Origin of the sequence: Bacillus sp. 37MA (assembly GCF_000372765.1) — a bacterium.
Lineage (GTDB): Bacteria > Bacillota > Bacilli > Bacillales > Domibacillaceae > Domibacillus > Domibacillus aminovorans.
The window spans coordinates 859,117-883,194 of sequence record NZ_KB889752.1 but is presented as its reverse complement, the minus strand read 5'-3'; the positions used below and the strand labels follow the sequence as shown (position 1 = coordinate 883,194).

Genomic DNA, 24,078 nt, shown 5'->3' with positions numbered 1-24,078 from the left:
CATGATGATTTGACGTCATCCCCACCTTCCTCCGGTTTGTCACCGGCAGTCACCTTAGAGTGCCCAACTAAATGCTGGCAACTAAGATCAAGGGTTGCGCTCGTTGCGGGACTTAACCCAACATCTCACGACACGAGCTGACGACAACCATGCACCACCTGTCACCGCTGTCCCCGAAGGGAAAAGTATATCTCTATACCGGTCAGCGGGATGTCAAGACCTGGTAAGGTTCTTCGCGTTGCTTCGAATTAAACCACATGCTCCACCGCTTGTGCGGGCCCCCGTCAATTCCTTTGAGTTTCAGCCTTGCGGCCGTACTCCCCAGGCGGAGTGCTTAATGCGTTAGCTGCAGCACTGAGGGGCGGAAACCCCCCAACACTTAGCACTCATCGTTTACGGCGTGGACTACCAGGGTATCTAATCCTGTTTGCTCCCCACGCTTTCGCGCCTCAGCGTCAGTTACAGACCAAAGAGCCGCCTTCGCCACTGGTGTTCCTCCACATCTCTACGCATTTCACCGCTACACGTGGAATTCCGCTCTTCTCTTCTGCACTCAAGTCTTCCAGTTTCCAATGACCTTCCACGGTTGAGCCGTGGGCTTTCACATCAGACTTAAAAGACCGCCTGCGCGCGCTTTACGCCCAATAATTCCGGACAACGCTTGCCACCTACGTATTACCGCGGCTGCTGGCACGTAGTTAGCCGTGGCTTTCTGGTCAGGTACCGTCAAGGTACGGACAGTTACTCCCGTACGTGTTCTTCCCTGACAACAGAGTTTTACGATCCGAAAACCTTCATCACTCACGCGGCGTTGCTCCGTCAGACTTTCGTCCATTGCGGAAGATTCCCTACTGCTGCCTCCCGTAGGAGTCTGGGCCGTGTCTCAGTCCCAGTGTGGCCGATCACCCTCTCAGGTCGGCTACGCATCGTTGCCTTGGTGAGCCGTTACCTCACCAACTAGCTAATGCGCCGCGGGCCCATCCTGCAGTGACAGCGAGATGCCATCTTTCAAAAGAAGATCATGAAATCTTCGATATTATTCGGTATTAGCCCCGGTTTCCCGGAGTTATCCCAATCTGCAGGGCAGGTTGCCCACGTGTTACTCACCCGTCCGCCGCTAACTTGAACGGAGCAAGCTCCGTCAAGTCCGCTCGACTTGCATGTATTAGGCACGCCGCCAGCGTTCGTCCTGAGCCAGGATCAAACTCTCCAAAAAGTGTTTGACTTGCTCATAAATAAAACATAGTAAAAATTAACGTTGGCGTTTATTTTGTTCAGTTTTCAAAGATCAATTTCATTCACCGCCATCAACGACAGCTAGATAATAATACCACCATTAAAACTGAAAGTCAAATACTTTTCGAAGATAATTATTCTTGGAAAATAATTATTCACTAGAAAGCTACTATCTTTGTCTCTCTTTAAAAATTGAATGCCGCATTTATTAATGGCGGATGAATAATATAACATGTTATAGAGTGGATAATCAATATGATTTCAACAAAAGATTTATTTACCAAAAAAACGAATTTTCTTTCACTCTAACATAAAGATATCGACGATTCATACGACATTCTTTAAATAGAAATAAGTGAATGATTCCTTTGAAATCGAACAAAACTATTCTGGCCCTTACAAGTATGGGCGATCACTGAATGTTTCTGCAAAAAATGGCTGGGCTAGCTGGATTCGAACCAGCGCGTGACGGAGTCAAAGTCCGTTGCCTTACCGCTTGGCTATAGCCCAATAAAAAATAAAAATATGGGGCGATCGAGGGGAATCGAACCCCCGAATGTCGGAGCCACAATCCGATGCGTTCACCACTTCGCCACGACCGCCACTCTATAAAGAATAATGGTGGAGGGGGACAGATTCGAACTGTCGAACCCGAAGGAGCGGATTTACAGTCCGCCGCGTTTAGCCACTTCGCTACCCCTCCATATAAAAAAGACTGCTCAAAAAAATGCAGCACTAAACTAAAGCAAAAAAAATGGGCCTGAATGGACTCGAACTTGCGACCGATCGGTTAACAGCCGATTGCTCTACCACTGAGCTACTGCGGAATAATTTATTTAAACGACAGCTTTGAAATAATATCATTTTTTAAATTTAAAAGTCAATAATTTTTTAAACAAATACAAATAAAAGCAATAATGAAGTGCTTCTACTCAATACATTTTACTTTTTCATGTTGATTCACTCTTGAATAATACGTAATAAATAAAAGCACACCCAATTATAATTTGTAAGAATATGATTAAAAGTGTTTTAAACCATCTTGATTTTTCTCTTCCTTATAGCTCATTCAATTTCTTGATTTTAGGCTCTGTTAAACTTTGTTGTTGGATTTTTAATCAAAAGAAAAAGACCTCAATAAACGGTCTTTGTTTGGTAAGGCTTGTTTAACTAACGCACCCGTTAGTTTAAGTATATTTCTTCACAAACGATTAGTTCAATATATAATAAATAAAAAGCCAGTTTTCCGCAAACTAGAAAAACTGGCTTTTTGTTATTGTGCTATGGAATCCTGATAGCTGCTGAAATGGAGTTAAGTAACCACGGTATTCATCGGTTAATCCATGGTAGGTTATGAAAAATGAAGAACTGAATTATAATTGGTCTAGCCCTTTGTATACTTACTCCTAGAGGACAAAAAAACAATTTCCTCCTTGGAAACTGGTCAAATTATTATTTTATATTTTTTCCAAGTTTAGTAATTTGCAACTAGAATTAACTTTCGATTTCAAGAATAGCCTCGATTTCTTCTTGGATCTCTTTATTTACCGAGAGAGAACGTTTTTTTCTCAATTCAAGATCCATTTCTTTGTCAATAAAATTATTGGTATGTTTGTCAAAACAATCGAAACAAATAGAGTAAAAATCTTTTTTCTCTTTCTTTAAAAAATCAAATTCCCACGTTTCAAGTTCTAAATAACTTACTTTATCTTTCGTTTCTTTTTCACATAATTCGCAAGTTGCTTTCATTATAAAAAATCCTTTCTTACATCTACCTTTTATTTTTTTACTAGATGGCGATCTCTAATTCTTTTTAAACGGCCATGATATTTCAATATATTCGCTTGTGATTGTTTGGCATCTTCGCTAGTAGGTTGTAAGTTGGCTATATCCCAATAAGACACAATTACATCTAATACTTGGTCAAAATATTGTAGTGGGCCATAATTCGCATCTATTGCAATGGTTTTCATTCTATCGTTAAAGTCTGGCATAACGGCGCCTGGCATAGAGAAATTAATAATTACATTCTCAAAATAAACAATGAAATTCGGATCAAGTTCAAGATGTGCTTTTACTGTGTCACGATAGAATGCATAATGAAGTGCTTCGTCTTTCGCTAAACGTCGAAGTATTGTTGCTAACTCTTTGTCGTGCGGACTCGCTATTTTAGCTACATTATTATAAAAAACTAGTGTGGCTAACTCTTGCAATGAAGTATAGGCCATTGTTGCTAGAGGGTTAGTGAAGTCTGGAAACCAACCGCTTTCAACTACTCGTCTTCTTAATTCATGCAACCTTGTAGGATTTACGTTTCGTGTCACCAATAAATACGTTTCAAGTAAGTTAGAGTGCTGGTCTTCTTCAGCCGTCCAAGTGCGTACGAAATCATTTATTACTTCCATTGAATTTTTAAATGTATAATCCAAATGCGAAGTATACCAAGGTAAATTTACTTCTGTAAGTAACGCTGTTTCTATCGCTACAATTACACCTTCTGGAAGAGTTACTTGACTCTCATCCCAAGGAACTCGTTTAAAGGACATGGCCTTGTCCCATGGAATAAATTCGTGATAGCTCCAGTCAATATTTGCAGAACGTTCCTTATGTAATTGATATAATTCTTTAATGCGCGGTTCTAAGCGTATATCCAAATCAGAATTTAACATTATCTTTTCTCCTTAAGGTTTTTTTGCTGTCTAACTTTAAATCATTAAAGTTGAATGTAAGATGGAAAATACTTCAGCAACATCCGTTGCTTTGTCCCTCTGCTGGCAATAGCTGCAGTCTTTTGTCTCTTCAACGAACTTTTTTCAAATAGCTCGTTTCCCTTCCTTTTTGTTTTTGCTTTTCTTTTTTCACAATCAAACGGAAAAAATTTTCTACTGGACTTTCTTATATTAACGCACCCGTTACTTTAAGTACAATACTTCACAATCTTCTACGTTAATCAAACAAAACAGGCGATGCCTTATTTAAGCATCGCACCCGTTAGCACAATAAGACCAAAGGCTATTTAAATTATTTCTTAGGCTGTTTTGAACTGTACCCCAAATAGAGACTTTTTTAACTCTTCATTATTCAGAGTACAACTCACTTGCTCTATTTACATCATCTTTATAGTCTATAAAAAGAGTACCATCTGATTGGATTTCTGCATAAAAGACATCTGAAATCGTTTTTACTCCAGCCTGTTGTAATTGTCGTTTCAGCCAGGCTGTGTCTAGGTTCAGTTTCAATAAGTTTGGTGTGTTAATAATTCCATCTGACACAACTTCAGTTATTGTAGGGAGAATAGCCTTATGATGATTTTCAATATTCAAATCACCTTTTGTTACAGGCTGTTTTTGATCTTTTTTCACAACTGAAATTTTTCCATTGATTTCAAAAATAACATATTCCACATCTCTGATTGAAAATATATTTTTTTCTCTTAGCAAGGCATTTAGAGTATCTAAATCTAAACTAGCTTTACGAAGTGGTTTTTCCATAATCTTACCGTTTTTTATGATGATTAATGGCTCTCCATCAATGATTTTTCGTGCCTTTTTAGATTTGATAACAATCCATCCCGTGAAAAAGGTAAGTAAGCCCCATCCGATTAGTGAAATAACACCATTACGAATGCTTAATTGTGAATTGAATACAAGGTTCCCAGCTATGGAACCTATGGCAATAGCAGAAGCAAAGTTGAAAAAAGTCATTTGTGCAATTTCTTTTCTTTCCATAAGCCTAGTTAGACATAATAAGAGTACGAATGATAATAAAATTCTAATGATTACTTCTGTAACGTCCAATTCATATCCCACCTTTCAATGAATATCATTTCTATATTTAAGAAATACTATTCATTGAAAAAGAGAGTTCCGCAAAACGAATGAGAATAACTGGATCGACACTTCCTCAACGAGTGGATAAATAAAGTCAAAATTAATGGCCGCCTTGTTTTTACGGACTAAATGATCGTTCGGCACGAGCTGATACCTCCATTTAATTTCGGTGATCCTCCAGCCTATACAAATCCCCCCACAAGATCTTGTTGTTTTTATTATACAAAAAAGCCTGCAGACATCGTCTTCAAAATAAAAACTTTGTCTACAGACTGTACAAGGACATTCCCTGGAGTCAAGGATGTCCTTGTTTTATATCATCTACCATTATTAAAGAATGACATGAAAGAACCAGCCTGTCTTAACATATTGATTCCATTTGATACATTCCCTACATGTTTCATAACCTGATTTAGATTGTTCCACATACTAGGAGATCGTTGCCCGTTATACTCGTATTGGCGCTGTCTAGGATATAGACCGGACGGATAATACCTAGGCGGGTGGGACATTTGTCTAGGATAAGGCCGGTATGGTCTAGGACCGGGATTTGGAGGATAAAACGACATTCTTCATCACCTCTCTTCTTTTAAAAGGTTTTAGTAAAATCTCGCAAGTGACCATTTTGCTCTTCGTACTACTTATATTTTTATCATATGAAAAAAGCCATAGATTGACTGGGACAAATTCATTTATCAAACCTTTATTTACATCTACACATAATATTTCCAGCTGTGTAATTTTTGAGATAATTGTTTCACCAATCGCCCAAGCTATTATATTCAGGATGCCCGATGAAATATCAGTAACTTGTTCATAAATACCACCTCTTTGCCAATTATTATATTGATAATAGAGATATTTTTCTAATGATTATCAAAAAACGCCACCGCAAGGATAGCGCCTGTTTGTGTTCATATCCACCTTTTTATTTACCTTCTCACATATACGGCAGCTGTATCACAAAAAGAAGATAACAGCTGTAAACGGTACCTTAACTACTCCAGCGGGAACCTTTAAAAATGTAATTACTGTAAATTCGAGTGATGGCTATACAACTTACTACGCTCAAAATGTTGGATTTATAAAAACAGTTTCTAATGGCGTAACGATTAGTGAATTAACTAGTCTAGCCAACAAGAAATAATTTTAAAGATACCTGCCTGCTTATAAATTCCTTAAAGGATTCTTCTTTAACCCTGTCATCTGATAGGGTTTTTATTTTAGGCAATGAAAAAACACCCACGAATAACAGTGAGTGCCCGCTCGATTCTGGAAAGACGATTTAATGCTCGATCTAAATTGTTTTCTAAGTGCTCAAGTTCTTGCTCCTTCTCAGCGTTCCATATAGCGGCCTATTCCGCAGGATTAGCCCCGGAATAGGTTTGGCCATGATAAGGCGGTATATTAGCGGGGGTCACTTTCATTTCCCGTCTGATAAAACCGATCTGCTTTACGATATTGACCTATTTAATAGCATACTCATAATACAAATAATCGAGGTCAATTCCTCTACTGTATTTCTCTAAAAAATGGACTTGAGCTTGTTTATCACTAGCAGTAAAGTAATAAAGCATTTTTTCCCTCTCTTTCTATAAATCAGTATATTTTTTCTTTGAGTTAAAAGCTTTTTCAACTGGATATTTCTTTTCGTTTTTCTTAATCTTTTGCGTTATTGCGTCTCCCGGGTCGATTCCTAGTTGATGAGCTAATAACAAGGAATAAATCATGACATCCGCAAGCTCGTCTTTAATATCATCTTTTTTCTCGGACGCTGCTTCTTCGTTTGTTCTCCATTGGAAATTCTCTAATAACTCACTCGCTTCTATAGAAAGAGATATAGCCAGATCTTTAGGATTGTGAAACTGTTCCCAGTTTCGTTCATCTCTAAATTTTAAAATTTCCTTAATTAAGTTTTCCATCTTATTCATAATCCCTCTTTCTTTTCTTATCGCTGCGTTTATTAATTATTGAAATTTTATTAGTTCGACTCCCATAGTTCTTTTCGAATATTCTGGCCTTCCTTTAGCATTCCTCTCCCTGATCCCATTTAACACGTTTCACTTTCCCCTGATACGTAATAATCTTTGTCTCACCATGCTGCGGCAGGTCAGCAATTTTCACCTTGCCATCACAGATGACAATGGCTTTATTATTCAATTCCATTATATCCAATTCTAGTCGCATAGTACTAGGATCTATCACAATATCTTGTAATTTCATCATTATCTCCTTCTTTTCTCAATAAAAAAGGACACCAAGCTCTAAAGTAGATGTAAACCTACTCTAAAGTTTGATGTCCGTCGGTTTTTCCGTTGGGACGTTGGTTATTTAGTTTTTACGTTTTATCATCGAATTGCTTACCAATCCTCTTCTTTATCCCACTGCGTATAACAATGTCTGCATTCTAAACACTCGTAAACAACCAATTCATAGCCTTCCTTACGATTAAGGCCTTTACTAAAAGCTACCTTACTATAGTCTTTATGGTCACAAAATAATTGGCGTAAGCGAGTTAGAACATTCATCTGATGTTTCTTATCTAAATTTATTATGTCACCCTCCCTAATGCACAGTTTAGCCGAACTGCTTATCATTATTTTTCTAAGGTGTTTAATGCTTCCACCGTCACATGACCAACTTTATCGGGATTTAAAGCCCGCTCTTTTTCTGAATAATAAGCCACCATTTCGTTATAATTCTTCTAAGGCTTTAATACAAATTCCTGCTTTTTTTTCCATTTCTCATAATTTTCTTTGTATGCTTCCAGTGACATTCCAGCATCTTTTCGTAATCGGCCAACTTTATCGGCGTACTGAATTACAATGTTTAAATTGTCAATAAACATGTGAGTAAAGCCGTTCTCTATTGAATAGTCTTGCATTGGAATGGGATACCTCAGTGGTCATCCCTTTCTTTATTTGTCTGCTGGATGGATACGGTTTGATTATTTTGTATAAACTTTTATTAGTCCGTTTTTTAAAGTCGAGGCAACCGGGCTGTTTTATGCAGCAATATGATCGAACTGTTTACTAAAATCGTCCAAGTTTACATCTTACACAAATAACTTCTCTGTCCTTACCACCCTCAGTGAAGCCTTCACAATCTTTACATGTAATTACGTTATTCACTCCCTAATAGTTTCGGTCTAGTATTCATTAAATTTTCCGTTTCTGCGTAGTCTCCAGACGGTCCACCTTGCCACCCATCGTAATGACGACTGTTTCACCTTAATCCGGTAGCTCATGCGGAATCAGCTGACCGTCCTTCACCACGTACATTGTTTTGTTACTCATTAGATCTATTTCGGCTATCATCTTTTCATGGTCAATCTTCATTCCACAGGATGTCCCCAGTCTGTTAAATTAGAGTTACAAGCAATATTCAACGGTTGGGCAGAGTCCTAGCCTTTTATATTTTCTTTACCCCTGCAAGAATGTAATATTTCTGGAACTTTTGTCGAATATCTTGTATTTCTCTCCAGAATATTTTATGATGCTTTTCGTTATATTTTAAACTTAATAAAACAATATTTATCAGGAGAAATGTCATGTCATCCACTCAATTAAATTTAGATGACTTATCCACCCAAATTAACGATATTCGCGAGTTAATGATAGCCTCTGGTTTAAAAAAGGGATTTACAGATATCGAAACCCTTAAATATAGCGAAGAACTGGACAAATTAATTCTCCAATTTCAATTGCAAAGCAGACTTTAAAAATCTATCGCGAATAAATATCATTTTTTGTATAAGTGTCTCTAGATTGGTTAAACTGTTATTGTGTTAGGTTTTCTCATAAGTAAGTTCCTTCCACTCGTTTTAGTCAGGGCAACCTGGCTATTTTTTTATTGCAAAATATAAAATAGTTCCTCTTTGCATAAACTTTTCTGATACGGGCATACTGTTACTGCTTTATGTCAATCCTCGACATTCCAATTCTTTTACAGTTAGGTATTAACCTGACTGTTTTTTTGTTTAAATTTCCACTTTTACTTTGATTTTCATTGGGATTTCCTACGCTAACCGTGCTGTTCTATGACCTGCTTCAACGAGCTCTTCCACCCAATCTTTCGCTTCATCTAACCATTCAAAACTTTCGATGCTGTATGCACCAAATCCACCTGGAACAATTACAAAATACATGTCAATTCCCCTCGGTTATCTGACGAATTGTTACCCTCGTCCTCGCTGCAGATAACGTTTTTTATTTTTATATGACCTTTTGCACAAGATTCCATTGAATTTTTTCATACTATAATCAACAAAGAGGTGATAATTATGAGTTCCGAAAACTGTAATGACTCTGGATCTGGATATGGATCAGGCTTTGCGCTAGTTGTTGTCTTATTCATTCTTTTAATCATCATTGGAGCATCTTACATGGGTGGCGGATACGGCGGCGGATACGACGTTGGCGGATACGGCGGCGGTTTCAACAACGCTGGTTTCAACAACGCCAGTTTCGGCGGCTGATGCTGCTAGGTACCAAGCCATTATCCGTAAGACCCTTTTAAATTAGTCTAGCTCTTATCTTCTCACCCTGCTGTAACCACCAATATAATGTTGTGCGGCTGTATATAGTAAATACAGCCGCTTTTTTCATTCAATATTTGTGAACGTTTTACGCATCCCGCATCATCCTTTCTCTTAACTCAAAGAACCATTCCTTATCTGCAGTCATGATCGCTAAATCGATCATTGCCTGATAGTCTTCTTTTGCGAGCGTATTATTCATCACAGATATCGATCTTAGTGAGACGATAGCCAGGGTGGGTTCCATCCATTCGGGCTCCCCGTCTATAACTCTGGCCACTTTTATTACGTATGCGGTGGTAGTATCCTTCAAAAAATGATCAATATAGCTGATGTACCTACTCTGGCCAGACGCTGCTAAAACCCAATCGCCAATGTTCATCATGCCATCCCTCTCTTAAAATAAGCTGAGCTGTTCGATAAACTGCGATGATTCTTCATCGAATTTCACTGCTTCTGGAGCCTGTTCTGATACGCTTTCTTCGCTTGCCATAAACGTGACAGCTTCATTGCGTCTAAATTTCTCAAAGCAATGCACAGGCAAGCTACCGAGTAGTTCTTCTAGTTCTGGATTAGGATAGTAATCAACATGAATACCGGATCCTCGGACAATAACGTAATATTCTTTATCCATCCGATCTTTAGATGCTTCCCAACACCATATGAGCTTTGCGGCATATACCTCGTTTAATCCCATTTCCACCGCTCGTTTTGGCGGTTCTAGCGGTTCTGGCGGTTCTGGCGGTTCTGGCGGCCATGATATCGGCTTTATTTCTTCCTTGATCTGAAAGTACTTCTTTTCAAAACAATCAGAATGCGCGCTTTTTCGCGGGAATCTTGAAACGTACACATAATCATCATTAGCCGGAAATAAGTAAAATGCTTCTCCTGCCGGTAAAATGTCATTATTGATGCACGTGCCTTGCAGCATGACAATCACCTTTTATCGTTTTCTGTTCCATTCACCCCATTTGTATTCTATGACTGTCACTTCCTGCCCGATCTCCTACGCCTCAATAAATGTGCTATACATTTTCTCAGCGGATTCTTCTGTCGGATTTGCCAGGTAGTCTGTGACTGCTCGTGTCATCAAGCGCTTTTTGTACTGATCAATCAGAATTGCTTGGTAAAACGGAAAGTTCGCCGTTGTCGGTACCGATCCAGCCAATTGACCAAGATAAGTTGTGCCGCCAATATTTTCAATTTGATCCGTATTTACAAGCTCCTGAGTAACGGTCATGACATCGACTGGTGTATTGGATTCGGTCAGCTTTTTCACTGCATGAAAAATGATTCGGTTGGGTGATAGCGTAAAATGCCCGACGGTTAAAATCGTTTCATATGCCAGATCTGGTTCAAGGAAGAAGAGCCGATTGCTGTGCCTTCTACCTCTGTTGACTGATAAACGTCAAGCGAAAGGGTTTGGTGATTTAGGTCGGTGTTTATCTCTCTCAATCCGTTCAGCCCCTTCACGTTCCAACTGCTTTACCTTCTCCAGATGCTCATTTTCCGGTGCTTCATAAACCGATATTTCCGCAATCGGCAGCTGGAGGAAATGCGGCGAATTTGGGATTTTATCAAAAAACAGGGACTGAATAAATAAACACGCTACGGCGTGTATTTATTATTTTCATATTCGATTGCCTTCTAAAGAAAGCAACTAAAAATCCCGCTGGATTCGTTATTCCTCCAGCGGGACTTTTTCTTTGATTTACCGTTATTTATGATACTGTTCTCCGTAACTTTAATAAACTACAAAATTTATTAATTGGAAATATTATATAACTTAAAAGCCATTGAAGATCTTTTTAATGACAATGAATGGCTTTTGTTAGGCTTCTTACTATGATGTTGTATCTTATTTTGTTTGCTCTACAACATGATAGACACCTTCACGAGCGCCGTAATATTTTACACTTTCTGAGGCTACTATTGTAGCTTTTTCCAATGCACTTACAAACGATAATCCCTCATGATAACGATAGTAGCAATACGCACCGTGTAATACATCTCCAGCGGCTAATGAATCGACCGCTTGAACTTTCGGCACTTTAATAACTCCACTATTCGATTTTTCAAACCATAATGTATCATTTTCACCGTCTGTAATCGCTATATTATTGACAGGTGTATTTTCCAAAAATGTGAGTAGATCACTTTCCCGCGGCTGACAGTTTACCGATGCAATAACTTCATCTGCCAGTTTTAGACATTCAGGGAAATGCGGTTTCCATGAACCAGAATCTAAAATAATTTTTTTGTTTAATGCTTTAGATTTTTTCAAAAAATCGATGGATACTTCAGGAAGATTACAATCCGAAAAACAGAAGCTCGCTTCATTAATTAACTTTTCATAACTAGTTTCTTTATGAATAGAAAATTGTTGTTGCCCACTCCAAATGGTACGAGTTGCTTTTTCTATATTAACTAACACACTTGATAAACTAGGCAAAAGGTTAGAACCGGCTGCCATATCAATTACAGTGACATTGTAAACATCGAATAATTCAGACTTAATTGCTTTAGCAATGGTTGTATCGCCAAGGCAAGTTATGAGCGTAGCATTACCACCTAAAATAGCGTATGTAATCGCTGCGTTTGCAGCAGGTCCACCAATAAATGTTTGATAATCATTCGTTTTACTTTTAAAGTTTTCTTTCGGGAACTCATTCTGATAGAATGCAATATCTAAGCCCGTTATTCCAGTAAATACTCCTTGAACCATATCAATTTTCTCCCCTTACAATATCTACTTACTTAGAAAAATATTCTTTAATCCCATTTGCAATCGTTTCTGAAAACGGACTTTCTCGGCAAACATAACAAATCTTGTATGTTTTCTCCAATAGTAGTCTTGCGAGATCGTTAAAATCATTTGCCCTCATAATCTGAAGAAATCTGCAAACGACGGACATCTAGGGTAGGAACTATCTGAAATAACGCTCAAAGAGATGAATGGTTACTTTCGCCGTGGAATTGAGAAGCTCCCACTTCAAGCGTTAGCTAAGCGGTGAATAGTTCACGTGATGTAATAAAACTAGTGTAATGGAAAAGTCACTTTACTTCAATAAAATGATAGAGGTTTTTCCCTGATTTAAAAGGATAAATGCAAAGGATTGCTAAGATAATTTTAATTATATTTAACAATATATTCCCCCTATGTTCTGCACAATCTCTTGTAAAATCATCTCATTCAACACTATTTATTTGGAAATAAAATGGAAAACTCTTCTTATGCTAACCTACTTCGTTAGTTCAATAAGGAAATTAACACGATTCACTAACAGAGCCTTAATCTAAAGCTTCAAAACTCCGCCCAAAACATTTACTCACATAGTAAAAAAGCCGTATCAGCATAATAACTGATACAGTTTTTTCTCATTCTTCTCGTTTAAGCAGCTGTTCTTTGATCACTTTTATTTTCTCTTTTATTTTTCTTTATTTATAGCTCTTTGTCCAACCAGACAATGGAGTTTTTCATACACTGTATTAAAAGGAGGTGAAGTGTATTATGAGTTACTCAGGTGGCAGCTACGGTTCTAGCTTTGTTTTAATTGTGGTGTTGTTCATTCTCTTAATCATTGTTGGAGCTTCTTTTTACGGAGGAGGGTACTAAACCCCAATATCTAGTTTTTGGAACGCTTTTTTAGTCAGTATTCAGTGGCTCTGGTTTCTGCTCATGTTTTCTATCCACCACTCTTTAAACGGCTGTATGAACTACAGCCGTTTTTGTATTTGTTTTCTTTGTTGCTTCAGAATAAAGTTTGATCATTTTTGTGTTTCTTGTTCTACTTGGGCAAAATTTCATAATAAGTCATATTAGTACGCGATGCCGACACGAGATTTTAAATATTTTGTACTTTTAATCTGTTGATATGTAAATTTTGCGGTGTCTGCAACAGATATTACCGTTCCACCTTCAGGCAAAAAATTATGTTCAACACGGTACATATTGGTACATTCTCCGTCGGGTAAATACGTAGGGCAAACAATAGTCCATTCTAATTCTGAGTGAGTGAGAATATCATAAACTCTATGATGTTCTTTGGCTGCACGTGTTGACTTACGTTTTGACTCACTTGACTGATAACGGAGTAAATCAGGAGTTGTTCGACTTTGTAGGATACCAGCTGTACCAACAGTTATTATCCGTTTTATATTTTCTTTTTTCATCGCTTCAATAATTAATGGCATACTTTCTGATAAAGTATTGGTACCATCAGTATTTAATGCGCTAATGACTATATCAATCTCAGACATCACACATTCAATGTCATTTTTGTTCAAGACGTTACCTTGAATAACAGTTAATTTTTTATCCATAATTTGAATGTTATCTGGAGTACGAACTAATGAAGTAACATGATGTCCATCACGCAGGGCATATGAAACCACTTGGCTTCCAACTCGGCCTGTTGCACCTAAGATTAAAATTTTCATGAGAAGCACCCTCTTTCTAAAAACAGTATATATTAATTTGGGAGCTAGTATAGAATAACTAATACATTATCTTTTTCGAAGCAACTTCACCTTATTCTTCTACAATTTTTATTTCAGTTTTCGGATCTCTCCTTTTTACTTTAACCATATACGTTTATCTTTTAATCTATTCTAATGTATGTAGTGGGGATCTCTACCGGTATATTTCATATATTCCTTTTATAGTAACTCTGGAGTATCCGTAACATACCAAATGACGATGACGAATAAACGATAAAAGTGATCTTATTCTTTCTATCCTGCTTTCTTTCTGTTTTTGAAAAAAGCAATGATCAGAAGAAAGATCGGAATGATGACTTGAAACGAGGGATCGACATACGGCGAGAAAATCTTCGTCCATTCTTGAGTATATTCCGTATAATTGCTTGCCATGGCCATGGATACAAGTAAAACGACAATGCCCATCGGATAAGCAAGACGGGAAGGGTGCTTCACCTGAAATAGACGGGACACTGACAACAACGCCACATAAAAAAATATACTTATTTTAACAAAACCAGTGATGATTACAAAAAGGATAAAGTAAATATCTAAACGCTCTAAAAACCCGGCTACTTCAATCGATTGGATCGTCGCTAGAAGAGGAAATTGTGCATGGGAAGTAAGATCAACGCCAAGAGCACTTATGTTACCCGCTGCGAAAAGTGCCAATATGAGGCCACTCATGCCCATGGCCCATAATCCGGTGCGTTTCACTTTTTCACGTTCTTTGACATAAGGCAAAATTATCGCAAAGACGATGATTTGTCCAAATGGAAAGTACAGTGTTTCTGTGAAAGCGGTTTTGATAATCGGCGAAAGTCCTTCTTCCAGTACCGGTTTTAAGTTTTCAATATGAATAATTCCTGAAATCATTATTAAAATGAAGCCGCTCAAAAGAAGCAGAAACATGGCGACAAACAACACTTCACTTGTTCGGGAGATGACTTCAATCCCTTTATCAACCATATAAACAATCACCAGAATGAACAGAGCATTGATGATAAATATAGGCGTTGCCGGGTAAGCCACGGTGACCAGCATTTCCCCAAAAGCGCGCAATATGCCTGCGGCTACATACACAAAATAGAGAACGAAAAAGAAGGCGAGTATTTTTCCTAAAACGGATCCTAGTAAAATTTGCATATATTCCGTCGGTGGAAGATCCGGATAGTAGCGGTAAAGGGCGTAATGAATGAAAAATAGGCAAAAACCGCCGGCCATTGCGATGAGAATCGCCAGTCAAGCGTCTTGTTTCGCTTCACTGGCAAGCGGAAGCACCAAGGCACTACCAAATTCAAATAAAAGGATGAGTGTGAATAGCTGATAAGCACTAATTTTTGCTTTTTCCATAATATGATCACTCTCCTTCCTTTTTCAACGTTGTATGAAGTGAGTTGTTGACTAATCCTTAGCTGCTGTTGATTCCTTCTGTTTTTCTTTTGCTTGAAGAATGAAAAGCATCATATTAACTTACCTTTCTTTCTTTTTTCACACATTCCATCCGAGTACTTCCTTCCTTATACATATTGGTTGTTTAAACAGGCAGGGACGATTGTTTTTTGTAGTATATTCTAAATTACTATCTAATTCTCCCGGAAAAAATATGTAGCCCGTCTACTTACTAATTCAAATGATTATATAATTATATTTAAAATTGGCAGCTGCTAAAATGTTCGATCTTTTAAACGTACGTGTCTGCTTTCTAGTAAAACAATAAGCCTTAATATAATCCTGGTTGGCCGCCGTTACGATGATTTGGCGTTTCATGATCGTATTATCCGTAGCCATGTACATGATTTCAATTGGCATTTTCTCTTCCAACGACGTAAGCAATAATCCATTCATTTTACAGCCCCCTTCTCCATTTCCATCACACCAAACAAACGTTCTTTAATCGACATAAAAACAAACGTATTTTCGTTCCTTTACTAAAAGTTTATGGAAATATTATAGAGTTGTAAAACGCCTGTCTTATTTATTGGGTATATTAGCGATAGAGGTGATTTTTATGCTTAATAAATTGTTTTTTAACGAAGAAAAGGAGATGATCATTTGAAATTGCTCAAATCAGTTAAATTTCATGGTTTATTTCGGTTATGGAATGTCAAAGAGAAAGAAGTGACCGACGCTCTTTTTTTCAGTGAAATTTTAAAGTTTATTAGTAATCAGGAGACTAACTGGGATCCGGGCTTCTTTGAGTGGTACCATCAAGAGGAGATTAACTTTGCAGATTGGCAGGAATTTGAGATTGAGGTTTTGCCAATATTGATTATTGAACAATGACGACTGGCTTCGACCGGTCTTTTTTATTTACATAATCTTGACAAAGCCCCTCACCTCTTCCTTATCTAATAGAAGGAGATAGTTTTTTACATTATAAAGAGGAACCTGTCCAATCATTATAAGCAGGTGGATTTTTCGCTTCTGTAAAATTAAATTTATCTAGTCTTTATAGTAGTTTAATTGAAGATAGTTATCATGAATGAAAAGGAGTTTTTCATGATGAAATTGCTCGAAGCAGTTAAGCAGCCCGGTTTATATCGGCTTTGGAATAGTAGAGGTAAAGAAGTGACCGAAGCTCTTTTTTTCAATGAAATTTTAAAAAGTATTGTTGATGATGGAAATGATTGGGATCCAGGCACCTTTAATTGGTACCTTGAAGATGAAATCAATTTTGCGGATTGGCAGAAAATCGAGGTTGAGGTTTTGCCAATAGTGATTGTAAAATGAAAAAAGCCCCGGCCGCAAACGCGTAACCGGGGCATGCTCGTGTTTATCATTTTTCTTTTCATACAATCGGTTTAAACCCAACAGCCTTTGCAATTTTATCCCGTGCTTCCCCCGAAGTGAACTGCCCTATATATACACGATACAGGCTAGACGTTGTCGTGGCAGCCTTCTCCGTTTTAGGAGCTACACCAACCGCTTTTGCAATACCGTCAGCTGTTGCCTAACATAGCGCATTAAAGTACGCCTGATTGTTTAGCAGCTCCATATCCATTCTTGGCCGTACTTCACTGCACCTGGAGAAAAACAGCCCAACAAAATTTGTTAAACTGTTTCATTTAACAAAACCCGAAACCTCATATACTTATGGTACGGTTCACCGCTACTAATCAAAATGAGGTTTAAGTAATCGAGTGTTTTTCATATTAAACAGGAATGGAGACTATGGGTAGTTATCCTATATTTGAATTTTCATTGAAGCCGTCTCCTAACTTCCACTTCATTTAATAAAAATAAGAACCCCCAGTACAACTATTAACAAAGAGAGTGAATAGGCCCAGTCTTTTGTTACTATTTTAGTTGTTTGATAATATGTTCTGTCCCTTGTACCCGTAAATCCACGTGCTTCCATGGCTATAGCAATTCGTTCTGATTTTCTTATTCCTTGAGTAAACAGCGGTAAAGAGTACCTCATAAAAGCTTTCCATCTATTTTTTTGCTTATACCCTCTGACTTTATGAGCAGTCTTCATTTGGCTTAGTTCAGATTGGAATAGCGGGATAAAGCGGAACCCCGCTAATAGCCCATACGCCCATTTAGGTGACAGTTTACATTGATGAATTAAACTCATAATGAACAACGTTAAGTCTGTTGTAGAGGTAAATAATAATCCATACGTTACAAACCCTAACATCCGCAAAGATATAGTTAAGCCATGATTCATACTCTCCTCAGTAATATGGAACCAGGCCCATTTCCAAATCGTTTCTTCTCCTTCTCCAAAAGCCGCCATCATCCAAAATACAAGAATAAAAAAACCTAAATAAGGAAAAAGCCTTTTCAAAAGGTAAGTAATTCTCCATCCGCCTAAAAAAATGCCGATTAATACAGCAACTAACCATATCAAAAAAGTCACTTTTGGATTTGAAATTGCCATTAGTAGAAACATAACTAAAAAATGAGAAAATAGCTTGCAAGAAGGATTTAGAGTAGCGAGGAATGAGTCGTTAGCCTTCATACCAAAATACACTCCTTTCGTGCCTGCATCAACTGGTAATGGAGTGGTGGAATTAACGCACTTTCACGTAAAATAGTTTGATTAGTAAATAACCCCTTTGGTGTCCCTTGATAGGTTACTCTTCCCTTGTTGAAGAGAATGACTTGGTCTGAAAATTCATCAACTACATCCATATCGTGGGTTACCATGACAATCGTTGTTCCCTGTTCCTGTCTCTCCTTTAAGCGTTTAATAAGTTCTCTAGCTGTTTTTTCATCTTGACCAAATGTTGGTTCATCAAGCAATAATAAAGCTTGATCAAACAATAACATCGTCGCAACACTTAACCGCCGTTTTTGCCCTAAACTTAGAGTAAAAGGGTGAGCATGATGATGAGATTCCAATCCAAACTCCTGTAACAGTTGTTTTGTTTTAGTATTAATTAGCTCTTCAGGCCAATTTCGTTGTCGGCCGCCAAAGGCAATTTCCTCAAATACAGTATCTGTTATAAATTGAAGTTCTGGATTTTGAAAAACAAAGCCTGCTTTTTCATATAATTCTCGATCTGACCATTTTTTTAATTCCGTATCTTGAAAGTGAATTTTACCTTTTTTTATCGGCTCCAAACGAATAAGACTTTTTAAGAAGGTGCTTTTCCCACTACCATTTTCTCCGACGATTGAAATCCATTCACCTTTATGTATTCTTAAATTAATGTCTTTCACTATTGTCTTTTTCCCATAGCCAATCTCAACATTTTCTGTACGGATAAAAATATCCTCTTTTCCGTATTCTTTCGTTTTTACTAGCGGCTTCTTTCCATACATTTTCGATAGTTTGATCGCTAATGGGTGTGAGTCATTTCGAACAACTTCCGTCCATTTTTCTGGAAATACCTTAGGTCGCCAAATACCCGCTTCTTCCATTTGATGATTAAAATTTAACAGAATCTCTTTTGGCTCCCCATCCCCGATAATATCTCCACTCTCATTTATGATAATGACCCGATCCATCCATTCGATGCAGCCATCTAGTACATGTTCTACAAATACCATCGTTTGGTTTGTCTGTTGGCCAAGTTGATTCAATAAATCAAATATCTCGTTCCTGCCAGCAGGGTCAAGTTGGGCTGTTGGTTCATCAAAGAACAATACTTCTGGTTCTAATGCTAATAAACAAGCTAACGCCAATCTCTGTTTCATCCCACCTGATAGTGTTTCAATTGGTGTTTTTTTATCTATCTTTAGCCCTACTTTATTCATCAAGTCAGAAATCATTTTGTCCATATCTTTTCGCGGAATTGATCGGTTTTCGAGACTAAAAGCAATCTCTTCATCCACATGAAGCATGCAAAATTGAGAATCAGGATCTTGAAACATCACACCAGCATCTTTCCTGAGAAATACTTCACCACTTAACTCTGCCTCAATATGCTCAGGGATAATCCCTGCAAGAGCGGAAATCAAAGTAGACTTCCCGCTCCCACTAGGCCCTAGTATTAATACTTTCTCTCCTTTATTTATTGACAAAGTAATATTACTGAGTATTTTTTCAGATCGATTATAAAAGCGAATGGAAAGATCTTTACATCCCAGAAACATTTTCATTGCCGATTTCCCTTTTCCTTTTTTCCTTCATAATTTCATATTGTTCTAAAACACCTGTTTTTGCGAGTGCGTCCACGACTACCTTCGCTAACAAACCACCAAGAATCATTCCGCTAATGATATGAATTACTAACGTGGTAAAAAGTACTCCCGTAGTGTAGTATCCAAAACCGTTGGCCATTAAGTTATAGATCATGCCTCCAACCGCTGCAAGAGCCCCCGATAGCATTAATGTAAAGAGAGTGTAGCGTTTATATCTGAATATCGCGAATGCAATTTCTGAACCAATACCTTGAAAGACACCAATTAAAAGAGCTGATAGACCAAAATGACTTCCAGTTAATAATTCAACAGCTGCTGCTGCAACCTCTGCAATAAACGCAGCTCCTGGTTTACGGATTATATACGCTACTATTGGACTAGCAATCACCCAAATTCCAAACATAAAACCTGCACCCGTCGGCCCCACAATAGCGGAAATCGGAATCCAAAGCGTAGACCATCCTAAATAGATCACTCCACAAGCCACCGCTAGAATGACAGTAAGAACGACTTCTTTCATCTTCCAATCCATCATTTCACTACCTCCATTTTTACAGGCCATTCTTCAAGTTTATAGGCCATATCCCAAAACATATATTCAAGCTGACAACTTAATAAGAAATGCTCTTTCATCTTTTCTTTTTCTCTCTCTGTTGCTTCCTTTGCCCACTCATCTAAACGGGCACAAAATTTTGGTGTTATCGAATCTGTACGATTACCATAAAAATTTATCCACTCATAAAATGGATGAGAACGATCTGGATTAACCTCAGTTAATAATCTTTTTCCAATTTCCCAATATGTCCACGGACATGGTAATAACACAGCTAAAATTTCCCCTAATGTTCCTTCATGTGCAACTGTAAGCATATGACGGGTGTAATGAAGGGCAGATGGAGCTAACGGATACCCTTGTAATACCTCAAATGGAACACCTGCAACTTGACAAAAATTATTATGTGGATGGGTTTCACTGTTTAAAACAAATGAAATTTGCTGATTAAACATAGCCATATCTTCACGTTTCTCACACTTTGAAACCGCTATTCCATAGATTCTGGTAAAGGAATTCAAATATTCAAAGTCCTGTTTAACATAATGAATTAATTGTTCCTTTTTTAATTCTCCATTGGCAATTCCTTGTACAAAAGGATGTTCAAAAATCGCATTAAAGATAGGCGTTGCTTCTTTCCTCAGTTCTGCTGAAAAACTCATACTATTTCCCCCTTATTGGTTAAATGGGAAGACACTAGATGAAGCGACTAAAAATTAAAAACGAAAAAGCCGCTCCAAAAAAGGAGCGGCAGAATAATTGTATATATCCATACACAGACTCCACTTTCCTACGCTAGTATTACCTAGATCAGGTCCAAAGGGTCCAGGATCACTCCTGTCTCAGCCATTAAATGACTCCCCTAGTGGTCTTCCTATTAATTTAATATTTACTCTACACACGCTTTCTAATAAAGTCAATCAAAATTCCAAAAATTTTCATGAAGCTGACAACACGAACATGCTATTTGATTTTTTAGATCCCTAGATGTTATAAGTTATATATTTGGGAAGAAACTTGGACTTCCATTTATCAAACGATTTGGTTCAAGGGTACATATTACCGAAAAAAATATTAATTGGACTCAAAATTATTTTAGGTAAATAATGATACTTTTTACCTAAAATGGGAAGACAAAAACATAATTCTTTTGAATTGTGCTCTGTTAAGGTCTAATATTGATTTTTGTCTGGTTTCTTAAACTAATGCACCCGTTAGTTGAATAAAAAGATTAATGGATTTCTTGTAGCAATAATTCCATTTCATCTTTCAGACTGCTTCACATTTCCTCACTCTGCTCTCCCATCACTTCTGCTGATGGGTATTTGTTTCGATAAATAACAGCATGTTTTAGTTTCAAATATGCACTTAACGGAAAATCAAATTCATTCCATTTTTCGCGGTAGCCAACGAGACCATTTCTTTTAAAATCATAATTAATATTAAGAATGCTAGCGGTATGGAGTATTCGACTGGTACTCAAGTCTTTCTTGAAAAGAAAATTGAAGATGTATGGTATAATGTTCCTATGAAAGCTGAATCTTTTACTGAAGAAGCAATTATTCATCCTCAGTAATCTATTCATGAAGCAATTTATAAATGATGGCAGCTACAATAGCTCCTAATGTTGTAGCTACAATATAAATCCATAAATATTCTAATTGTCCAGACATAAGCGCTGGACCTATATCACGAGCAGGATTCATTGATGCCCCACTTATAGGTCCAGCAAACATTAATTCTAAACCTATTGTTGAACCTATAGCAATACCTGCAAAGGATTTTACTGCTTTTCCATGAACGGCTGATCCAAATATGACCATCATTAATAAAAAGGTAAGTATAAATTCCAATACAAATGATTGCTGCCATGAATATCTAGGCATATTCGCTCCTAAATTAGCTACATTACCGAACATCGCCAATAAAGTTGAACTTGCTGCAATAGCTGCAATGATCTGAACAATAATATATTGAATAGCTTCTTTTATAGAAATATCTCGACTAACTAAAAATCCAATCGTTACAGCAGGATTAAAATGAGCGCCAGAAACGTGACCAAACGTATAAATTAACGCTATAACGACTAAGCCGAATGTTAGGGCAATGCCTATATGTGTTAAACTTTCTGTCAATGTGTTACTGATAATAGCTCCAGTACCGGCGAATACTAAAAAGTAAGTACCAATAAATTCCGCAATTAATTTTTTCTGAGTTATTCCCGTATTCATAATTAAAAATTAATTCCTCCTATTTTAAAAAATCAGAAATTTTAAACTAAAAAGCCACCTTAAGAAACTAAGTATTTTATAACATGTACATTCTCCTCCTTTTATGAAAATGATAATCATTATCAATTATTATAATATTAAAAGGTACAATAATTGTCAATACTATTTTTATATAATAAGTAATTTGCAGATATATTGTCCTCCTTTTCTGGTGATCGGTCGCTTTTGTTGCTTTGAAATAAAGTTTGATCAAAACACGCTCTTTCTATACTCAATTGGATCATTCTTTTATAAAAAAGTTTGATCATTTCTGTGATCCTTCCTCAATTAAAGCGCCCGATTGTTGAACAAAATAAACCTTTTTTCCCTTTCTGCCTTTTTAATATAAGTGAGGATTAAGCCCGAAATCTCACACATAACAAAATATCTAATATATATCTATCGTTTAAAGGACAGGCATTTTATATAACTGAAAACGATCTCGTTATTTTTCTTATTCAAAATAGTTGTTTTCTTGTTTAATTTGATCTATTCTCATTTTTCCCCATTCATACATCATCTCAACGATTGGTAATAACGTCATACAATGTCAGTCATTGAATATTCGATTTTCGGAGGAATGTCTGGATACACTTCTCTATGAACAATTCCATCATCTATGAGTTCACGTAATTGATTTGTTAATATCTTATAGGATATTTTTGGGAAAAGCCTTTGAAGTTCGCTGAAGCGATGTGGCCCTTCTACACCTAAATGCCACAAAACAACAACTTTCCATTTTCCACTAATAATTGATAAGGTATATTCTTTTTCACAATGATAATCATGATAACGTGAAAACTTGTTTGGAAAAGAAGCCCTTTGGAATTTATTCCGGACGGCTTCTTTTCATAATTTGATGAATTAGCGTTTTCGTCTTCTAAAGAAACATTTCTACTTTATTAAAAAATTCAGTACCAACCATTTAAAAAGTAACGAAAACGTTTTTCTTAACAGTCTACTTTTCTGAAATAACGATAAACTTTTTCTAATTTCTTTATTTGTTTTCCCTTAGGACTTTCCATATTGCCAAATTCAAAAAACTTCACTTTTTTGATTCCTACAAAATTAAATAAGGCTCTTTTCATCAATATTTTATGTGCATTATTCAACCAGAGAAGCGGATAATTTGTAGGTCCCTTCATCGTTGAAATACAAACAACCGATCTCCCCTTCAAAAGTCCTTCTGGCAGAAGTCCACCCTTATCTTTGTAGGCAAAGTCTGAGGCAAACATTTGGTCTATATACCCCATAAGCATAGCGGGAGGTCGTCCCCACCAGATCGGATACACGAAAACTATTTTATCGGCCCAAATAATTTGTTCTCGATATTTTTCAAGTTGGGGATCGGAGTGTATATCCCTTCTGCGTTTTTTCTCATTGAAAACCAGGATCGGATTAAACTCCTTCTCATATAAATCTAGCACCTTTATTTCCGCTATATTGGGGTTCTCACTACTTCCTTGCATGACTTTTTTCAAAAATGCATAACTTAGGCTCTGATGATTAGGATGCGTATAAATAACCAGTGCTTTCATCGTACCACCTCTTTACTTATCATTTGATAAATAAATCGTA

Annotated in this window: 25 protein-coding genes, 3 tRNA genes, 3 pseudogenes, 1 riboswitch and 2 other annotated features; of the genes and pseudogenes, 6 read left to right on the top strand and 25 right to left on the bottom strand. The window is 37.1% G+C overall.

Annotation, left to right across the window (positions count from 1 at the left end):
* Window positions 1–252: a sequence feature (16S ribosomal RNA rRNA prediction is too short), on the bottom strand.
* 72 nt (window positions 253–324) lie between these two features.
* Window positions 325–1,208 (bottom strand) — a sequence feature (16S ribosomal RNA rRNA prediction is too short).
* Window positions 1,209–1,671: 463 nt separating this feature from the next.
* The 9 genes from A3M5_RS0104905 to A3M5_RS0104860 form a co-directional block, all read right to left on the bottom strand.
* Window positions 1,672–1,746, bottom strand: a tRNA-Gln gene (locus tag A3M5_RS0104905).
* Between the two features lie 16 nt (window positions 1,747–1,762).
* Window positions 1,763–1,838: transfer RNA gene (locus tag A3M5_RS0104900), tRNA-His, on the bottom strand.
* Window positions 1,839–1,855: 17 nt separating this feature from the next.
* Window positions 1,856–1,939: transfer RNA gene (locus A3M5_RS0104895), tRNA-Tyr, on the bottom strand.
* Window positions 1,940–2,730: 791 nt separating this feature from the next.
* Window positions 2,731–2,985: a hypothetical protein gene (locus A3M5_RS0104890; protein WP_018392647.1), complete on the bottom strand. Its 255-nt coding sequence runs from the start codon at window positions 2,983–2,985 to the stop codon at window positions 2,731–2,733.
* A 29-nt stretch (window positions 2,986–3,014) separates the two neighbouring features.
* Window positions 3,015–3,905 (bottom strand): acyl-ACP desaturase, encoded by an 891-nt coding sequence (locus A3M5_RS0104885; RefSeq protein WP_018392646.1) that lies wholly within the window; start codon window positions 3,903–3,905, stop codon window positions 3,015–3,017.
* Between the two features lie 408 nt (window positions 3,906–4,313).
* Window positions 4,314–5,033, bottom strand: a complete 720-nt coding sequence (locus A3M5_RS0104880; protein WP_018392645.1) for a DUF421 domain-containing protein — start codon at window positions 5,031–5,033, stop codon at window positions 4,314–4,316.
* A gap of 51 nt (window positions 5,034–5,084) precedes the next feature.
* Window positions 5,085–5,210, bottom strand: a complete 126-nt coding sequence (locus A3M5_RS26385; RefSeq protein ID WP_018392644.1) for a hypothetical protein — start codon at window positions 5,208–5,210, stop codon at window positions 5,085–5,087.
* 1,448 nt (window positions 5,211–6,658) lie between these two features.
* A complete protein-coding gene (locus A3M5_RS0104865; protein ID WP_018392642.1) occupies window positions 6,659–6,997 on the bottom strand; it encodes a nucleotide pyrophosphohydrolase in 339 nt (112 codons plus the stop codon).
* Between the two features lie 94 nt (window positions 6,998–7,091).
* Complete coding sequence (locus A3M5_RS0104860; RefSeq protein WP_018392641.1) at window positions 7,092–7,289, bottom strand: XtrA/YqaO family protein; 198 nt, start codon at window positions 7,287–7,289, stop codon at window positions 7,092–7,094.
* Window positions 7,290–8,616: 1,327 nt separating this feature from the next.
* On the opposite strand from A3M5_RS0104860, the gene A3M5_RS24370 reads away from it, so the two are divergent.
* Window positions 8,617–8,787 (top strand): aspartyl-phosphate phosphatase Spo0E family protein, encoded by a 171-nt coding sequence (locus A3M5_RS24370; RefSeq protein WP_018392635.1) that lies wholly within the window; start codon window positions 8,617–8,619, stop codon window positions 8,785–8,787.
* Window positions 8,788–9,084: 297 nt separating this feature from the next.
* On the opposite strand, the gene A3M5_RS26380 is transcribed toward A3M5_RS24370, so the two are convergent.
* Window positions 9,085–9,213, bottom strand: a complete 129-nt coding sequence (locus A3M5_RS26380) for a hypothetical protein (RefSeq protein ID WP_018392634.1) — start codon at window positions 9,211–9,213, stop codon at window positions 9,085–9,087.
* A 135-nt stretch (window positions 9,214–9,348) separates the two neighbouring features.
* Here A3M5_RS26380 and A3M5_RS25980 point away from each other — a divergent pair.
* Window positions 9,349–9,450: pseudogene (locus A3M5_RS25980) on the top strand (YjcZ family sporulation protein); the annotation flags it as partial.
* Window positions 9,451–9,691: 241 nt separating this feature from the next.
* On the opposite strand, the gene A3M5_RS25975 reads toward A3M5_RS25980, so the two are convergent.
* From A3M5_RS25975 to A3M5_RS23640, 5 genes are all read right to left on the bottom strand, one after another.
* Window positions 9,692–9,850 carry a hypothetical protein gene (locus A3M5_RS25975; RefSeq protein ID WP_227431920.1) on the bottom strand — a complete coding sequence of 53 codons (159 nt, stop codon included), beginning with the start codon at window positions 9,848–9,850 and terminating at the stop codon, window positions 9,692–9,694.
* 150 nt (window positions 9,851–10,000) lie between these two features.
* Entirely contained in the window at window positions 10,001–10,534 is a 534-nt protein-coding gene (locus A3M5_RS0104810) for a hypothetical protein (RefSeq protein ID WP_018392631.1), read from the bottom strand.
* 75 nt (window positions 10,535–10,609) lie between these two features.
* Window positions 10,610–10,882 carry a DnaB-like helicase N-terminal domain-containing protein gene (locus tag A3M5_RS0104805; protein ID WP_231373214.1) on the bottom strand — a complete coding sequence of 91 codons (273 nt, stop codon included), beginning with the start codon at window positions 10,880–10,882 and terminating at the stop codon, window positions 10,610–10,612.
* Between the two features lie 47 nt (window positions 10,883–10,929).
* A complete protein-coding gene (locus A3M5_RS26375; protein WP_269765877.1) occupies window positions 10,930–11,058 on the bottom strand; it encodes a hypothetical protein in 129 nt (42 codons plus the stop codon).
* 403 nt (window positions 11,059–11,461) lie between these two features.
* Complete coding sequence (locus A3M5_RS23640) at window positions 11,462–12,328, bottom strand: PfkB family carbohydrate kinase (protein WP_018392629.1); 867 nt, start codon at window positions 12,326–12,328, stop codon at window positions 11,462–11,464.
* Between the two features lie 786 nt (window positions 12,329–13,114).
* On the opposite strand from A3M5_RS23640, the gene A3M5_RS24365 reads away from it, so the two are divergent.
* The gene (locus A3M5_RS24365; RefSeq protein WP_018392628.1) at window positions 13,115–13,219 is read left to right on the top strand and encodes a YjcZ family sporulation protein; all 105 of its coding nucleotides are present in this window, start codon (window positions 13,115–13,117) and stop codon (window positions 13,217–13,219) included.
* 203 nt (window positions 13,220–13,422) lie between these two features.
* Here the strand turns inward: A3M5_RS24365 and A3M5_RS0104790 are convergent, their stop codons facing one another.
* From A3M5_RS0104790 to A3M5_RS0104780, 3 genes and pseudogenes are all read right to left on the bottom strand, one after another.
* Window positions 13,423–14,043, bottom strand: a complete 621-nt coding sequence (locus A3M5_RS0104790; protein WP_018392627.1) for an NAD(P)-dependent oxidoreductase — start codon at window positions 14,041–14,043, stop codon at window positions 13,423–13,425.
* 294 nt (window positions 14,044–14,337) lie between these two features.
* Window positions 14,338–15,435 (bottom strand): annotated as a pseudogene (locus A3M5_RS22265) (GerAB/ArcD/ProY family transporter).
* Between the two features lie 276 nt (window positions 15,436–15,711).
* A complete protein-coding gene (locus tag A3M5_RS0104780) occupies window positions 15,712–15,930 on the bottom strand; it encodes a hypothetical protein (RefSeq protein ID WP_018392624.1) in 219 nt (72 codons plus the stop codon).
* Between the two features lie 207 nt (window positions 15,931–16,137).
* Here A3M5_RS0104780 and A3M5_RS0104775 point away from each other — a divergent pair, with 207 nt between their 5' ends.
* Complete coding sequence (locus tag A3M5_RS0104775; RefSeq protein ID WP_018392623.1) at window positions 16,138–16,368, top strand: hypothetical protein; 231 nt, start codon at window positions 16,138–16,140, stop codon at window positions 16,366–16,368.
* Window positions 16,369–16,587: 219 nt separating this feature from the next.
* Window positions 16,588–16,815, top strand: a complete 228-nt coding sequence (locus tag A3M5_RS0104770; RefSeq protein WP_018392622.1) for a hypothetical protein — start codon at window positions 16,588–16,590, stop codon at window positions 16,813–16,815.
* 496 nt (window positions 16,816–17,311) lie between these two features.
* Here A3M5_RS0104770 and A3M5_RS0104765 read toward each other — a convergent pair whose 3' ends face one another.
* The 4 genes from A3M5_RS0104765 to tenA are packed head-to-tail and all read right to left on the bottom strand — an operon-like array spanning window position 17,312 to window position 20,892.
* Window positions 17,312–18,049 (bottom strand): energy-coupling factor transporter transmembrane component T family protein, encoded by a 738-nt coding sequence (locus A3M5_RS0104765; RefSeq protein WP_018392621.1) that lies wholly within the window; start codon window positions 18,047–18,049, stop codon window positions 17,312–17,314.
* Window positions 18,046–19,635: an ABC transporter ATP-binding protein gene (locus A3M5_RS0104760; protein WP_026221587.1), complete on the bottom strand. Its 1,590-nt coding sequence runs from the start codon at window positions 19,633–19,635 to the stop codon at window positions 18,046–18,048. The genes A3M5_RS0104765 and A3M5_RS0104760 overlap by 4 nt, the downstream gene beginning before the upstream one ends.
* Window positions 19,613–20,209 carry an ECF transporter S component gene (locus A3M5_RS0104755; RefSeq protein WP_026221586.1) on the bottom strand — a complete coding sequence of 199 codons (597 nt, stop codon included), beginning with the start codon at window positions 20,207–20,209 and terminating at the stop codon, window positions 19,613–19,615. The genes A3M5_RS0104760 and A3M5_RS0104755 overlap by 23 nt, the downstream gene beginning before the upstream one ends.
* Window positions 20,209–20,892 carry a thiaminase II gene (gene tenA / locus A3M5_RS0104750; RefSeq protein WP_018392618.1) on the bottom strand — a complete coding sequence of 228 codons (684 nt, stop codon included), beginning with the start codon at window positions 20,890–20,892 and terminating at the stop codon, window positions 20,209–20,211. The genes A3M5_RS0104755 and tenA overlap by 1 nt, the downstream gene beginning before the upstream one ends.
* A gap of 108 nt (window positions 20,893–21,000) precedes the next feature.
* A riboswitch (TPP riboswitch) is annotated at window positions 21,001–21,104 on the bottom strand.
* A gap of 585 nt (window positions 21,105–21,689) precedes the next feature.
* Here tenA and A3M5_RS26560 point away from each other — a divergent pair.
* A complete protein-coding gene (locus A3M5_RS26560) occupies window positions 21,690–21,806 on the top strand; it encodes an immunoglobulin-like domain-containing protein (protein ID WP_332455456.1) in 117 nt (38 codons plus the stop codon).
* 1 nt (window position 21,807) lies between these two features.
* Here A3M5_RS26560 and A3M5_RS0104740 read toward each other — a convergent pair whose 3' ends face one another.
* From A3M5_RS0104740 to A3M5_RS0104735, 3 genes and pseudogenes are all read right to left on the bottom strand, one after another.
* Complete coding sequence (locus A3M5_RS0104740; RefSeq protein WP_018392616.1) at window positions 21,808–22,461, bottom strand: MIP/aquaporin family protein; 654 nt, start codon at window positions 22,459–22,461, stop codon at window positions 21,808–21,810.
* A 493-nt stretch (window positions 22,462–22,954) separates the two neighbouring features.
* A pseudogene (locus A3M5_RS24360) lies at window positions 22,955–23,253 on the bottom strand (winged helix-turn-helix transcriptional regulator).
* Window positions 23,254–23,450: 197 nt separating this feature from the next.
* Window positions 23,451–24,038, bottom strand: a complete 588-nt coding sequence (locus A3M5_RS0104735; protein WP_018392615.1) for an NAD(P)H-dependent oxidoreductase — start codon at window positions 24,036–24,038, stop codon at window positions 23,451–23,453.
* Window positions 24,039–24,078: the final 40 nt, after the last annotated feature.

What these genes read in the sequence shown, in the direction of transcription:
- A3M5_RS0104890 (WP_018392647.1), bottom strand. Translation starts at nt 2,985, where the DNA reads ATGAAAGCAACTTGCGAATTATGTGAAAAAGAAACGAAAGATAAAGTA.
- A3M5_RS0104885 (WP_018392646.1), bottom strand. Translation starts at nt 3,905, where the DNA reads ATGTTAAATTCTGATTTGGATATACGCTTAGAACCGCGCATTAAAGAA.
- A3M5_RS0104865 (WP_018392642.1), bottom strand. Translation starts at nt 6,997, where the DNA reads ATGAATAAGATGGAAAACTTAATTAAGGAAATTTTAAAATTTAGAGAT.
- A3M5_RS0104860 (WP_018392641.1), bottom strand. Translation starts at nt 7,289, where the DNA reads ATGAAATTACAAGATATTGTGATAGATCCTAGTACTATGCGACTAGAA.
- A3M5_RS24370 (WP_018392635.1), top strand. Translation starts at nt 8,617, where the DNA reads ATGTCATCCACTCAATTAAATTTAGATGACTTATCCACCCAAATTAAC.
- A3M5_RS26380 (WP_018392634.1), bottom strand. Translation starts at nt 9,213, where the DNA reads ATGTATTTTGTAATTGTTCCAGGTGGATTTGGTGCATACAGCATCGAA.
- A3M5_RS25975 (WP_227431920.1), bottom strand. Translation starts at nt 9,850, where the DNA reads ATGGAACCCACCCTGGCTATCGTCTCACTAAGATCGATATCTGTGATG.
- A3M5_RS0104810 (WP_018392631.1), bottom strand. Translation starts at nt 10,534, where the DNA reads ATGCTGCAAGGCACGTGCATCAATAATGACATTTTACCGGCAGGAGAA.
- A3M5_RS23640 (WP_018392629.1), bottom strand. Translation starts at nt 12,328, where the DNA reads ATGGTTCAAGGAGTATTTACTGGAATAACGGGCTTAGATATTGCATTC.
- A3M5_RS24365 (WP_018392628.1), top strand. Translation starts at nt 13,115, where the DNA reads ATGAGTTACTCAGGTGGCAGCTACGGTTCTAGCTTTGTTTTAATTGTG.
- A3M5_RS0104790 (WP_018392627.1), bottom strand. Translation starts at nt 14,043, where the DNA reads ATGAAAATTTTAATCTTAGGTGCAACAGGCCGAGTTGGAAGCCAAGTG.
- A3M5_RS0104780 (WP_018392624.1), bottom strand. Translation starts at nt 15,930, where the DNA reads ATGAATGGATTATTGCTTACGTCGTTGGAAGAGAAAATGCCAATTGAA.
- A3M5_RS0104770 (WP_018392622.1), top strand. Translation starts at nt 16,588, where the DNA reads ATGAAATTGCTCGAAGCAGTTAAGCAGCCCGGTTTATATCGGCTTTGG.
- A3M5_RS0104765 (WP_018392621.1), bottom strand. Translation starts at nt 18,049, where the DNA reads ATGAAGGCTAACGACTCATTCCTCGCTACTCTAAATCCTTCTTGCAAG.
- A3M5_RS0104760 (WP_026221587.1), bottom strand. Translation starts at nt 19,635, where the DNA reads ATGAAAATGTTTCTGGGATGTAAAGATCTTTCCATTCGCTTTTATAAT.
- A3M5_RS0104755 (WP_026221586.1), bottom strand. Translation starts at nt 20,209, where the DNA reads ATGGATTGGAAGATGAAAGAAGTCGTTCTTACTGTCATTCTAGCGGTG.
- tenA (WP_018392618.1), bottom strand. Translation starts at nt 20,892, where the DNA reads ATGAGTTTTTCAGCAGAACTGAGGAAAGAAGCAACGCCTATCTTTAAT.
- A3M5_RS26560 (WP_332455456.1), top strand. Translation starts at nt 21,690, where the DNA reads ATGGAGTATTCGACTGGTACTCAAGTCTTTCTTGAAAAGAAAATTGAA.
- A3M5_RS0104740 (WP_018392616.1), bottom strand. Translation starts at nt 22,461, where the DNA reads ATGAATACGGGAATAACTCAGAAAAAATTAATTGCGGAATTTATTGGT.
- A3M5_RS0104735 (WP_018392615.1), bottom strand. Translation starts at nt 24,038, where the DNA reads ATGAAAGCACTGGTTATTTATACGCATCCTAATCATCAGAGCCTAAGT.